Below are 12,526 nucleotides of genomic sequence, written 5' to 3' on the forward strand. Positions count from 1 at the left end.
GTCGCCCGCTTCACCGCCTCCGTCACTTTCGACCAGCGCCTGTATCGCCACGACATCATGGCTCGATCGCCCACGCCACCATGCTGGCCAAGGTCGGCGTGCTGACCGATGCCGAGCGCGACAGCATCATCGATGGCCTGAAGACCATTCAGGGCGAAATCGAGGCCGGCCAGTTCGACTGGCGCATCGACCTCGAAGACGTGCACATGAATATTGAAGCACGCCTGACCGATCGCATCGGCGTCACCGGCAAGAAGCTCCACACCGGGCGTAGCCGTAACGACCAGGTCGCCACCGACATCCGCCTGTGGCTGCGAGACGAAATCGACCTGATCCTCGCCGAAATCACCCGCCTGCAAAAAGGCCTGCTGGAGCAAGCCGAGCGTGAAGCCGCGAGCATCATGCCGGGCTTCACCCATCTGCAGACCGCGCAGCCAGTAACGTTCGGGCACCACATGCTGGCCTGGTTCGAGATGCTCAGCCGCGACTACGAGCGTCTGGTCGACTGCCGCAAGCGCACCAACCGCATGCCACTGGGCAGCGCCGCGCTGGCCGGCACCACCTACCCGATCGACCGCGAATACACCGCGCAACTGCTGGGCTTCGACGCGGTGGGCGGCAACTCGCTGGACAACGTTTCCGATCGCGACTTCGCCATCGAATTCTGCTCGGCCGCAAGCATCGCGATGATGCACTTGTCGCGCTTCTCCGAAGAGCTGGTGCTGTGGACCAGCGCGCAGTTCCAGTTCATTGATCTGCCGGACCGTTTCTGCACCGGCAGCTCGATCATGCCGCAAAAGAAAAACCCCGACGTGCCCGAGTTGGTGCGCGGCAAGACCGGCCGTGTGTTCGGCGCACTGATGGGCCTGCTGACCCTGATGAAGGGCCAGCCGCTGGCCTACAACAAGGACAACCAGGAAGACAAAGAGCCGCTGTTCGATGCCGCCGATACCCTGCGCGATTCGCTGCGGGCCTTTGCCGACATGATCCCGGCGATCAAACCGAAGCACGCGATCATGCGTGAAGCGGCGCTGCGCGGCTTCTCCACCGCGACCGACCTGGCGGATTATCTGGTGCGCCGTGGTCTGCCGTTCCGTGATTGCCACGAAATCGTTGGTCACGCGGTGAAATACGGCGTGGACACTGGCAAGGATCTGGCCGAGATGAGCCTGGAAGAACTGCGTCAGTTCAGCGATCAGATCGAGCAGGATGTGTTTGCCGTGCTGACCCTGGAAGGCTCGGTGAATGCCCGTGACCATATCGGCGGGACTGCGCCGGCGCAGGTCAAGGCTGCTGTGGTGCGCGGTCAAGCGCTGATCGCCAGCCGCTAAAAGCATCGCTGGCAAGCCAGCTCCCACAGGGTTCTTTGCTGGACCACAATTTTGGTTCGACCCAAAGACCTGTGGGAGCTGGCTTGCCAGCGATGACTGACTTCAGAACGCCACAAAAATCACTTCTTGGCAGCGATCATCGCCAAAAACGCCGGCATCGCAGCTTCTTTGTCTGCTGCAATCTTCTGCACATGCGGATTCTGCTCAAGCCGCTCCAACAGCGCCTTCGCCTGCGGCATCTCCGCCAGCAAATCAATCCCGAACAGCTTCTGCCCGACCGCACAGGCCAGCGGCACGCTGTAGAGGAAATACAAATCGGCAATGCTCAGACTGTCGCCCGCCACGTAGGGGGCGAATTTGCCATGTCGACCCAACGCCGCAAAACCCAACAATAGTTCGCTCTTGGTCTTTTCCTTGATCGCGTCCGGCAAGGTCATGCCGAAGAACGCTTCGCCGTAACAGGCGCGGCCCGGCAATTCGATGTACAGCTCGATTTCCTTGGCAATCGCCAACACCTGCGCGCGCTCGAACGGATCGCTCGGCAGCAGCGGCGTGCCTTTCTGGGTCTGTTCGAGGTATTCGAGGATGATCGCCGTTTCGTTGATGAACCCCGCGTCTACACCCAGCACCGGCACTTTACCGCGCGGGCTGATGGCCAGTGATTCCGGGGTCGGCGTCGGGTAGAACGTGACTTCTTCGAACGGCAGGCCTTTTTCCAGCAGCGCCAGTTTGACCATGTTGTAGTAGTTGCTGACTGAGAATCCGTAGAGCTTGAGCATCACATAGCCTCCAGGCCGTGCGGGGTGGGCAGTGCCTGTTTATAGATCGCCGGGGCGAATCCCGCCAGCAGCATTACCCACCTGAATGCAGGTAAACTGGCGCCTTTCCTTAAGGAGCCTGCCATGAGCGAGCCGACAGACATCGACAACGACGAAGAAGAGTTCACCGAGGCTACCTTGATCGAAGCCATCGAGAACCAGATCGAAAGCGACAACCCGCCAGCGGCCAAAGCGACCTTCAACAAGCTGACACTGGTGGGTGTCGAGCGTGAAGAGATCCTCAATCTGATGGCGCACGTGCTGGCCTACGAAATTGACGCGATGCTCGATGAAGACCGCGCATTTGATACTCAATGGTACGAAGCCGCGCTGCGCGCTCTACCTGAGTTGCCACCCGAAAAGCAGTAACAACACATTCCCCCCTGTGGGAGTGAGCTTGCTCGCGAAGGCGTTTTATCAGTCAACTTATTGGGTGAATGACACACCGCTTTCGCGAGCAAGCTCGCTCCCACACAATTTGTCACCCATCTATCTGCCCTGCGCCTGAGCCCCAACTACACTGGAATCCGCCTCAAGACAAAATCCCTGATCTGAGCACTGGACATGCCGCAAAAGCGGGTTCACCTTAGGGACGCTGTCGTCCAATTCCTAGAAAGTCCGGAGTCCTTATGTCGCTTACCCCTGAGTTGGTTGCCGAACTGGAAGTCCTTGCACTCTTTCCCCTGGACAGTTCCCAGGAAGGTTTGAAAATTCATCAGACCGCTGCCCCGAAACATATTTCTGCCGCCAAACGCCTCTTTGAAAAAGACCTGACCGATCAGCCCGATGGCGGGTATCTGACCAGCCTCGGTCGCGACGCAGCGCAAAATGTGCAAACCGTGCTGACCATTCTGAGAGAGCAAGAAACCGCCTGATCCTTCCCGACTTTGCCCACGGGAACTCCTGCCACGGGATTTCCGCGGGCCCGCCCGGTCGCCCGCGATAGAAATCTGACGTCAAAAAACAAATTCAGCTAAAAGTCCCGCTGCGCTAAGGCTAAACTGCCTGACATTCCGAGACCCTCTACGTCCGAGCCTGCGAGCCGGTTTGAGCTGACATGACGCGCACCCACGAAATCCGCCCCGACCTGGACGAAGGCATCGACCGCAAGGTTCTCAGCCAGCTGCGCGCGCGTTTTCTCAAACTCAATGAAGGCCGCCTCGGCCGCGCCCTCGAAGGTTTGTCGACACGTCAACAGAGCGTGTTGACGCTGTTGCCGCTGTTCTTCCACGTCAACCATCCGCTGCTGCCGGGCTATGTCTCGGGCAGTACGCCGGCCGGACTGTCGAATTACGAGCCTGACGCCAACACCCTCGCCGAAGCGCAACGCCTGACCCGTTCGTTCTCCTACAAGCCGCGCCACGGCAGCAACCCGCCCCGACCGATTCACGGCCTGTTCCTGATGGGCAGTCTCGGCACGTTGGCGCAGGCCGATCAGAGTGACATGGACGTGTGGGTTTGCCACGCGCCGGACATGAGCGAAAGCGAGCTCGCCGAATTGAGCAAGAAATGCCAGTTGCTTGAAACCTGGGCCGCGAGCCAGGGCGCCGAGGCGCATTTCTTTCTGATCGACCCGGTGCGCTTCGTCAAAGGCGAACGCGACACCCAACTCAGCTCGGAAAACTGCGGCACCACTCAGCACTATCTGCTGCTGGACGAGTTCTACCGCACCGCGATCTGGCTGGCAGGGCGCACACCCATCTGGTGGCTGGTGCCGGTTTACGAAGAAACCGCTTACGACCTTTACACCCATACCCTGCTGTCCAAACGCTTTATCCGCGCCGACGAAACCCTCGACCTTGGCCATCTGGCGAGAATTCCGCCCGGCGAGTTCATCGGCGCGGGATTGTGGCAGTTGTTCAAGGGCATCGAGTCACCGTACAAATCGGTGCTCAAACTGCTGCTGACCGAGGTCTACGCCAGCGAACACCCGCAGGTGCAGTGCCTGAGCCTGCGCTTCAAAAAAGCCGTGTTCGCCAATCAGCTTGATCTGGATGAGCTGGACCCGTACATGGTCGTGTACCGGCGCATCGAAGAATACCTCACCGCGCGCAACGAACCGGAGCGCCTGGAACTGGTGCGCCGCGCGCTGTACTTGAAGGTCAACCGCAAGCTCACCGGTAACAGCCGCACCCAGAGCTGGCAGCGTTCATTGCTGGAAAGACTGGCCAGTGAATGGCATTGGGATCAGCGGCAATTGACCCTGCTCGACAGCCGCAGCCAATGGAAAGTCCGCCAGGTCAGCGCCGAACGCCGCGCGCTGGTCAATGAGCTGAACTACAGCTATCGCTTCCTCACCCAATTCGCCCGAACCGAGCAGACTGTCAGCCTGATCAACAAACGTGATCTCAATGTGCTCGGCCGCCGGCTCTATGCCGCCTTCGAACGCAAGGCCGACAAGGTCGAGTTCATCAACCCCGGCATCGCCCCGGATCTGGCCGAAGACACTCTGACCCTGGTGCAGTCGCGCAATAAAAAGGAACCGGGGCAAACCCAGTGGGGCCTGTATAACGGCAGCCTCACCGCACTGGAATGGGAACACTTCGCGCCGATCAAGCGCAGCCGCGAATTGCTCGAACTGCTGACCTGGTGTCACCGCAACGGCGTGATCGACAGCAGCACCCGCCTCGCGTTGCATCCCGGCACCAGCGACCTGAGCGAGTTCGAGCTGTTCAACCTGCTCGGCAGCCTGCAACAGTGCATCGCCCTGCCCTTGCCCACCGTGGCCGAAGAGCCGCTGCTGCGCGCCGCCGTGCCGAGCGAAGTGCTGATGCTGGTCAACGTCGGCATTGATCCGCTCAAACATCACCGCGACCTCAACATCCTGATGACCACCGAGCGCACCGACTCGCTGAGCTACGCCGGGGTGCGCGAAAATCTCGTGCTGACGCTGGATCAGGTCACGCTCAACAGCTGGAACGAAGTACTGGTCAACCGCTTCGACGGCCCGCACGCCCTGCTCGATTGCCTGCGTGATTACCTCAACAACTTGCCGCGCGGACCCTTGCAGCCGTCGTTGAAGGTGCGTTGTTTCTGCCACAACCGCGCGCAATTCATTGCCCGTCGCGTCGAAGAAATCGTCGACACCGCGCAGAACCTGTTGCTCAGCGAGTTGAATCACCGCTACCTGATTCAGGTGCAGCAGCACTATCACGTGCTGGAGTTGGTGCCGGGCCAGGTCAACCATGTCGCCCTCGCCACCCTGCCGGCCCTGCTCGATTACCTCGGTGAAGAGCAGCCGCGCTACAGCCCGCTGCATCTGGACCCGATGGCGCTGGAGGAACATGACCTCGCGCTGATCCTGCCGATGGGCCAGCCGGAGTGCATTCAGGTGTTCTATCGGATCACTGAACAGCAGGCACAGCTGTACGTGCTGGATGAGTTCAACGCACTGTGGCAGCAACATTTGCCTTATCACGATGAGCAGAGTTTGCTGGTGCCGTTGCAGCGATTCCTGCAATCAATCCTGTTCCGCCGTGAGGCCGTGCTACCGATGGAAGCCGGTCCCGATAGCCGCCTCGAAACTTTGTATTACCAGTTATTGCCTTCGGGTCCGGGGCGCGCACGTCGGGTCGAATCGCGACCGGCACCGCAGACGCCGGTGAACAAACCTTTTTACGACGTGCAGGCAATTGTCGGCAAAGCCGCACCGGGCGAAGTGCAGGTCACCCTGTATTGCAATCAACGGGAATTCAGCGAGCTGGAACATGGCGACCAGCTGTTCAGCGTGGTCGCCCGAGAGATTGTCGAGCAGCGCCGCGAGAGCGAACGCTATCGCTGCTACATCACCGACCTCGACCTTTCAGGCCTGCTCGGTGACGGGCAAAGTTCAAGCAATCTGTATCTGCGCTACAAGGCTGACCTGGAGCGCGCTCTGAACGAGGCACTCGAACAGGTCTGAGGCGGGTTACTCGGGGAACGTACCACCGTTGGCCGGCTGCGATTCGACTTCGAGCAAGGTCAGCTTGAGGGTTTTGCCACCCGGTGCCGGCCAGTCGATGTGCTGACCGACTTTCAGGCCCAGCAGCGCACTGCCGACCGGAGCCAGAATGGAAATCTTGCCTTCGTCGGCATTGGCATCCTTGGGATAGACCAGCGTCAAGTGGTAGTCCTTGCCACTGCCTTCTTCACGGCAATGCACGCGGGAATTCATCGTCACGACATCGGCGGGCACTTCATCGTGGCCGACCACGGTGTCGGCGCGGTCCAGCTCGGTTTGCAGCGCAATCACGCCCGGTGCAGCCTGGTCTTTATCGTTCAGGCTGTCGATCAGGCGCTCCAGACGTTGCACGTCCAGACGGGTAAGGGTGATGGAAGGTGCGGTCATGATCCGGGCAGACTCCTTTCTTCTGCACACAAAAAAAGCAAAACCCCGCCAAAAAAGACGGGGTTTTCACCAGGCCTCGATGGGTTGAGGCGTGTTCGGACACTATCACAGCTCAAAAAATATACAAGTCACGCCCCGCCGCACTGTTTGCGTTGTGACGCCTGGGCGCAGATGACCCGTCGGCGCTGATCGTCTGCCGAACGCCATTCGCGAATGTCCTCGACATGGCGCAAACAGCCCAGGCAAACCTTCTGCTCATCCAGCCGGCACACACCGCTGCACGGCGAAGGCACTGCCGTGCTGACATTGCTGTAAAGCGGCTTCGGCGGACGAACAGGAGCAGTATCAGTCACGAAATCACAGACCTTCGAAATCGAATTCGGCGCCGGCCTGCTGCTGGACGATGCGCTCAAGCATTTCGCCCAGTTGCTCTTCGCTCTTGTCGCACATCCAGCGCTCGCTTTCTTCGTCGTAGTCGAAGTGGAAGCCACCGGACACCGCCGCCAGCCACAGCTGACGCAGCGGCTCCTGGCGGCTGAAGATCAGCTGCGAGCCGTTTTCGAACTTGACGGTCAAGACACCTGCCGAGCTCTCCAGGTCGATATCCAGGTCGCTTTCATCAAAGATGTCTTCCAGTTTTTCCTGGGTTTCATCGACCAGATCGTGGAAACGGGCTTCGGACAAACTCATTGCGGCAACCTCAAAAAATGTTCTGATCAGGCTCAAGCGCCGAAAGATACGGACGCTTCCGGCCGATTGCAAAGATTAACGACCAAGCACCGATCGACGTAACAAACCTGGTCCCTGTGGGAGCGGGCTTGCCCGCGATGAGGCCGGCAAATTCAACATTGATCTCGATTGAACCACCGTAATCGCAGGCAACCCCGCTCCCACAGGGTTCTACATGCTGGCGAACAAGCCCGCCGGACGGGAACCCCCTCGCATAGGCAAGCTGCCGGGTGGCCGGTATACTCCGGCGCAATTAACGCATTTTCAAGGATTTCGCCATGAAGCGCCTGATCTCTTCCCTTGCTGCGCTCGTCGCGGTTGCCTGCCTCGTTTCGGCCTGTGGTCAAAAAGGCCCGCTGTACCTGCCGGATGACGATCAGGACCCGGCCGAGCAAGCCCAGTCTTCGCAGAAGCAGCCGTCCAAAGCACACAAGCACGACGTTTACCAATAAGGGATCGCCATGGACGCTTTTAACTACCGTGGCGGGGAGCTGTTCGCGGAAGGTGTGGCGCTGTCCGCCATCGCCGATCGCTTCGGCACGCCTACTTATGTCTACTCGCGTGCGCACATCGAGGCTCAGTATCTGGCTTTTGCCGATGCCTTGGCCGGCATGCCGCACCTGGTTTGCTTTGCGGTCAAAGCCAACTCCAACCTCGGCGTGCTGAATGTCCTGGCCCGTCTCGGTGCCGGTTTTGACATCGTTTCCCGTGGCGAGCTGGAACGCGTGCTCGCCGCTGGCGGCAGCCCTGACAAGATCGTCTTCTCCGGTGTCGGCAAGACCCGTGATGACATGCGTCGCGCGCTGGAAGTCGGCGTGCACTGCTTCAACGTCGAATCCACCGACGAGCTCGAGCGTCTGCAAGTGGTCGCCGCCGAGCTGGGCGTTCGCGCCCCGGTTTCGCTGCGGGTGAACCCGGACGTCGATGCCGGCACCCACCCGTACATTTCCACCGGTCTCAAAGAGAACAAGTTCGGCATTGCCATCGCCGACGCCGAAGACGTGTACGTGCGCGCCGCGCATCTGCCGAACCTTGAAGTGGTTGGCGTTGATTGCCACATCGGTTCGCAACTGACCACGCTGCCGCCATTTCTTGACGCGCTTGATCGTCTGCTGGATCTGGTCGATCGCCTCGGTGATTGCGGCATTCACCTGCGCCACATCGATCTCGGTGGTGGTCTGGGTGTGCGTTATCGCGATGAAGAGCCGCCATTGGCTGCCGACTACATCAAAGCCGTGCGCGAACGTCTGAACGGTCGTGATCTGGCGCTGGTGTTCGAGCCGGGCCGTTTCATCGTCGCCAACGCCGGCGTGCTGCTGACTCAGGTCGAATACCTCAAGCACACCGAACACAAGGATTTCGCCATCGTCGACGCGGCGATGAACGACCTGATCCGCCCGGCGCTATATCAGGCGTGGATGGACGTTACCGCGGTCAAACCGCGTGACACCGCTGCGCGCAAATACGACATCGTCGGCCCGATCTGCGAAACCGGCGATTTCCTCGCCAAGGATCGCGAACTGGCCCTGGCCGAAGGCGATCTGCTGGCCGTGCATTCGGCCGGTGCCTACGGTTTTGTCATGAGCTCCAACTACAACACTCGCGGTCGTGCGGCCGAAGTGTTGGTAGACGGTGACCTGGTTTTTGAAGTGCGTCGCCGCGAAACCGTGGCTGAGCTGTTTGCCGGCGAAAGCCTGCTGCCGGAGTAACCCATGCTGCTGCGTTTTACTAAAATGCACGGCTTGGGCAATGACTTCATGGTTCTCGACCTGGTCAGCCAGCACGCGCATATTCAGCCAAAGCACGCCAAGCAATGGGGCGACCGCCACACTGGCATTGGTTTCGACCAATTGCTGATCGTCGAGGCGCCAAGCAACCCGGACGTGGATTTCCGCTATCGGATCTTCAATTCCGATGGCTCGGAAGTCGAGCAGTGCGGCAATGGTGCGCGCTGCTTTGCGCGCTTCGTGCTCGACAAGCGTCTGACCGCCAAACGGCAGATTCGCGTCGAGACCAAGGGCGGCATCATCGAACTGGACGTGCGTAACGATGGCCAGATCGGCGTGAACATGGGCGCCCCGCGCCTGGTGCCGGCGGACATTCCGTTCGAAGCGCCGGCGCAAGCCATCAGCTATCAGTTGGAGGTCGACGGCACCACGGTCGAACTGGCCGCCGTGTCGATGGGCAACCCGCACGCGGTATTGCGCGTGCAGGACATCAACAGTGCACCGGTGCATGAACTGGGCCCGAAAATCGAACACCATCCGCGCTTCCCGGCACGGGTCAATGTCGGTTTTCTCCAGGTCATCGACCGCAACCGCGCGCAATTGCGCGTGTGGGAACGTGGCGCCGGGGAAACCCAGGCCTGCGGCACCGGCGCGTGTGCAGCGGCTGTCGCTGCGATCAGCCAGGGGTGGATGGACTCGCCGCTATTGATCGACCTGCCCGGCGGGCGTCTGTCCATTGAATGGGCTGGCCCTGGCCAACCGGTACTGATGACCGGTCCGGCAGTGCGTGTATACGAAGGACAAGTACGTCTTTGAGTGAGCAGAAACCATGACCGATAAGCCTCAGGTACCCGCCCGACAGTCCGACGAATCAGCGTCCGAGAGCCTGGAGGCGGCTGCGGTTGCCGCATACCTCGAGGCTCATCCGGACTTCTTCGTCGAGCACGAAGAACTGCTGCCGGCGATGCGTATTCCCCATCGACGCGGTGACACCGTGTCGCTGGTCGAACGACAGATGACCATCCTGCGCGACCGCAACATCGAGATGCGTCATCGCCTCTCGCAGTTGATGGACGTTGCCCGTGATAATGATCGCCTGTTCGACAAGACCCGCCGTTTGATCCTCTCCCTGATGGACGCCACCAGCCTGGAAGACGTCGTCATCAGCGTCGAGGACAGTCTGCGCCAGGATTTCCAGGTGCCCTTTGTCAGCCTGATCCTGCTCGGTGACAACCCGGCACCGGTCGGTCGCTGGGTCAGCCACGCCGACGCCCAAGTCGCCATCGGCGGCCTGCTCACTGAAGGCAAAAGCGTCAGCGGCAGCCTGCGTGAGCACGAACTGGATTTCTTGTTCGGTGAAGAACAGCGCAAGCAGATCGGCTCCACTGCCGTCGTCGCGGTCAGCCATCAAGGCATCCACGGCATTCTGGCGATCGCCAGCCGTGATCCGCAGCACTACAAGAGTTCGGTCGGTACGCTGTTCTTGAGCTACATCGCCGAAGTCATGGGCCGCGTGCTGCCACGGGTCAACAGCTCCCTGCGCTCGGTACGCTGAGCATGGAACGACAACTGGACGCTTACTGCGAACATCTGCGCAGTGAGCGACAGGTGTCGCCGCACACGCTGTCGGCCTACCGCCGCGACCTCGATAAAGTCCTTGGCTGGTGCATCAAACAGAACATCGGCAGTTGGTCTGCGCTGGACATTCAGCGCCTGCGCAGCCTGATCGCTCGTCTGCATGCGCAAGGTCAGTCCTCGCGCAGCCTCGCCCGATTGCTTTCGGCGGTGCGCGGGCTCTATCACTATCTGAATCGCGAAGGACTTTGCGACCATGATCCGGCGACCGGTCTGGCACCGCCCAAAGGCGAACGGCGCCTGCCGAAAACCCTCGACACCGACCGTGCGCTGCAACTGCTTGAAGGTGCGGTCGAGGATGATTTTCTTGCGCGGCGCGATCAGGCGATTCTGGAGCTTTTCTACTCTTCAGGCCTGCGCCTTTCTGAACTGACCGGGCTCAACCTCGATCAACTCGACCTCGCCGACGGCATGGTTCAAGTCCTCGGCAAGGGCAGTAAAACCCGCCTGCTGCCGGTGGGCAAAAAGGCCCGCGAAGCGCTCGAACAATGGCTGCCGTTGCGCGCGATGACCAATCCGGCGGACGACGCCGTGTTCGTCAGCCAGCAAGGCCGACGCCTTGGCCCGCGAGCGATCCAGGTGCGGGTCAAACTCGCCGGCGAGCGTGAACTGGGGCAGAACCTGCACCCGCACATGCTGCGGCACTCCTTCGCCAGCCACCTGCTGGAATCCTCGCAAGACCTGCGCGCGGTGCAGGAATTGCTCGGCCACTCCGACATCAAGACCACGCAGATCTACACCCACCTGGACTTCCAGCACCTGGCGGCGGTCTACGACAGTGCCCACCCACGGGCCAAACGCATGAAAGGCGATGATTCATGAGCATCCAGTTGATCACCTTCGACCTCGACGACACCCTCTGGGACACCGCCCCGGTCATCGTCAGCGCCGAAGCGGTATTGCGCGAATGGCTGAGCGAACATGCGCCGAATCTGGGCGCCGTGCCGGTGGAGCATTTGTGGGCGATTCGCGAGCGGGTGTTGGCCAGTGAGCCGGGGCTCAAGCATAGAATCAGCGCGCTGCGTCGGCGGGTGTTGTTTCATGCGATGGAAGACGCTGGATACGCCCATGGCGAAGCCACCGACCTGGCAGACAAGGGTTTTGAAGTATTTCTGCATGCGCGGCATCAGATCGAAGTTTTTCCTGAAGTCGAGCCGGTGCTGGAGATTCTTGCCAATCATTACTCGCTTGGCGTGGTCACCAATGGCAATGCCGATGTGCGTCGGCTGGGGTTGGCGGATTACTTCAAGTTTGCGCTGTGCGCGGAAGATATCGGCATCGCCAAACCGGATGCGCGACTGTTTCACGAGGCCTTGCAGCGCGGTGGCGCCACCGCCGAAACCGCCGTGCATATCGGTGATCATCCGGGTGATGACATTGCCGGAGCGCAGCAGGCGGGGTTACGGGCAGTCTGGTTTAACCCGGCGGGTAAAGCCTGGGAAACGGATCGCTTGCCGGATGCCGAAATCCGTAGCCTGAGCGATTTGCCAGCCGTGCTCGCACGCTGGAACCGCTGAAAAGATCGCAGCCTTCGGCAGCTCCTACAGGGAAACGCATTCCAATGTAGGAGCTGCCGAAGGCTGCGATCTTTTGATCTTTTCATCACCCATGAAAAAGCCCGCAGCGACGGCGGGCTTTTTCAGCAAGCAAGCGGCACGCCTCAGATAGGGCGGCTACCGTACTTGTTGTCCGGCTTCTTGGGCGGATCGGCGACCACATTGGCCTCCACTTCCTGCACTTTTCCGCCGCGCGACAGGAACTCTTCCATGGCCTTGGCCAGGGCGTCGCGTTCCTTGTTCTTGGCTTCAATGCTCGGCAACTCGTCTACCGACACCGCAGCCTTGGCTTTGCCTTTGGCAGCCGGGGCCGGCGTTGAAGTCGAACTTGCCGTAAGCCGAGGCGAAGTCGTTCATGCTTTTGAGTTCGATGTCTTTGGCGCGCAGGCGGAATTCGAAGTCT

At 60.4% G+C, this 12,526-nt stretch carries 13 protein-coding genes and 3 pseudogenes; 10 read left to right on the plus strand and 6 right to left on the minus strand.

The window, feature by feature from the left end; all coding sequences use genetic code 11:
* A pseudogene (argH, locus tag ACIF4X_RS28250) lies at positions 1 to 1,331 on the plus strand (argininosuccinate lyase); the annotation flags it as partial.
* 119 nt (positions 1,332 to 1,450) lie between these two features.
* On the opposite strand, the gene ACIF4X_RS28255 reads toward argH, so the two are convergent.
* The gene (locus ACIF4X_RS28255) at positions 1,451 to 2,110 is read right to left on the minus strand and encodes a glutathione S-transferase family protein (protein WP_397484584.1); all 660 of its coding nucleotides are present in this window, start codon (positions 2,108 to 2,110) and stop codon (positions 1,451 to 1,453) included.
* Positions 2,111 to 2,233: 123 nt separating this feature from the next.
* Between ACIF4X_RS28255 and ACIF4X_RS28260 the strand changes: the two genes are divergently transcribed.
* The 3 genes from ACIF4X_RS28260 to ACIF4X_RS28270 all read left to right on the plus strand — a co-directional run bounded on the left by ACIF4X_RS28260 (position 2,234) and on the right by ACIF4X_RS28270 (position 6,050).
* The gene (locus ACIF4X_RS28260; RefSeq protein ID WP_025113253.1) at positions 2,234 to 2,518 is read left to right on the plus strand and encodes a hypothetical protein; all 285 of its coding nucleotides are present in this window, start codon (positions 2,234 to 2,236) and stop codon (positions 2,516 to 2,518) included.
* A gap of 260 nt (positions 2,519 to 2,778) precedes the next feature.
* Positions 2,779 to 3,024: a TIGR02647 family protein gene (locus tag ACIF4X_RS28265; RefSeq protein ID WP_008084565.1), complete on the plus strand. Its 246-nt coding sequence runs from the start codon at positions 2,779 to 2,781 to the stop codon at positions 3,022 to 3,024.
* A 182-nt stretch (positions 3,025 to 3,206) separates the two neighbouring features.
* Positions 3,207 to 6,050, plus strand: a complete 2,844-nt coding sequence (locus ACIF4X_RS28270) for a class I adenylate cyclase (RefSeq protein WP_397484585.1) — start codon at positions 3,207 to 3,209, stop codon at positions 6,048 to 6,050.
* A 6-nt stretch (positions 6,051 to 6,056) separates the two neighbouring features.
* Here ACIF4X_RS28270 and rnk read toward each other — a convergent pair whose 3' ends face one another.
* From rnk to cyaY, 3 genes are all read right to left on the minus strand, one after another.
* Positions 6,057 to 6,476, minus strand: a complete 420-nt coding sequence (gene rnk / locus ACIF4X_RS28275) for a nucleoside diphosphate kinase regulator (protein WP_397484586.1) — start codon at positions 6,474 to 6,476, stop codon at positions 6,057 to 6,059.
* Between the two features lie 128 nt (positions 6,477 to 6,604).
* Complete coding sequence (locus tag ACIF4X_RS28280) at positions 6,605 to 6,829, minus strand: DUF1289 domain-containing protein (protein WP_397484587.1); 225 nt, start codon at positions 6,827 to 6,829, stop codon at positions 6,605 to 6,607.
* Between the two features lie 4 nt (positions 6,830 to 6,833).
* Entirely contained in the window at positions 6,834 to 7,166 is a 333-nt protein-coding gene (cyaY, locus tag ACIF4X_RS28285) for an iron donor protein CyaY (protein ID WP_397484588.1), read from the minus strand.
* A gap of 317 nt (positions 7,167 to 7,483) precedes the next feature.
* On the opposite strand from cyaY, the gene ACIF4X_RS28290 reads away from it, so the two are divergent.
* From ACIF4X_RS28290 to ACIF4X_RS28315, 6 genes are read left to right on the plus strand one after another with little or no spacing between them, the layout of a single operon-like run.
* Positions 7,484 to 7,657: a lipoprotein gene (locus tag ACIF4X_RS28290; RefSeq protein ID WP_007911098.1), complete on the plus strand. Its 174-nt coding sequence runs from the start codon at positions 7,484 to 7,486 to the stop codon at positions 7,655 to 7,657.
* Positions 7,658 to 7,666: 9 nt separating this feature from the next.
* Positions 7,667 to 8,914 (plus strand): diaminopimelate decarboxylase, encoded by a 1,248-nt coding sequence (gene lysA / locus ACIF4X_RS28295; protein ID WP_397484589.1) that lies wholly within the window; start codon positions 7,667 to 7,669, stop codon positions 8,912 to 8,914.
* A 3-nt stretch (positions 8,915 to 8,917) separates the two neighbouring features.
* Positions 8,918 to 9,748, plus strand: a complete 831-nt coding sequence (gene dapF / locus ACIF4X_RS28300) for a diaminopimelate epimerase (protein WP_008084573.1) — start codon at positions 8,918 to 8,920, stop codon at positions 9,746 to 9,748.
* A gap of 13 nt (positions 9,749 to 9,761) precedes the next feature.
* A complete protein-coding gene (locus tag ACIF4X_RS28305; protein WP_397484590.1) occupies positions 9,762 to 10,487 on the plus strand; it encodes a DUF484 family protein in 726 nt (241 codons plus the stop codon).
* 2 nt (positions 10,488 to 10,489) lie between these two features.
* On the plus strand, positions 10,490 to 11,389 hold the full coding sequence (xerC, locus tag ACIF4X_RS28310; RefSeq protein ID WP_397484591.1) for a tyrosine recombinase XerC: 900 nt from the start codon (positions 10,490 to 10,492) through the stop codon (positions 11,387 to 11,389).
* Positions 11,386 to 12,084, plus strand: coding sequence for an HAD family hydrolase (locus ACIF4X_RS28315; protein WP_397484592.1), 699 nt, complete (start codon positions 11,386 to 11,388; stop codon positions 12,082 to 12,084). Before xerC ends, ACIF4X_RS28315 begins: the two co-directional genes overlap by 4 nt.
* A gap of 143 nt (positions 12,085 to 12,227) precedes the next feature.
* On the opposite strand, the pseudogene ACIF4X_RS28320 reads toward ACIF4X_RS28315, so the two are convergent.
* Positions 12,228 to 12,437, minus strand: a pseudogene (locus ACIF4X_RS28320) (hypothetical protein); the annotation flags it as partial.
* Positions 12,427 to 12,526, minus strand: a pseudogene (locus tag ACIF4X_RS28325) (hypothetical protein); the annotation flags it as partial. The pseudogenes ACIF4X_RS28325 and ACIF4X_RS28320, both read right to left, overlap by 11 nt.

Source organism: Pseudomonas sp. NPDC085632, from assembly GCF_044541255.1.
Taxonomy (GTDB): domain Bacteria; phylum Pseudomonadota; class Gammaproteobacteria; order Pseudomonadales; family Pseudomonadaceae; genus Aquipseudomonas.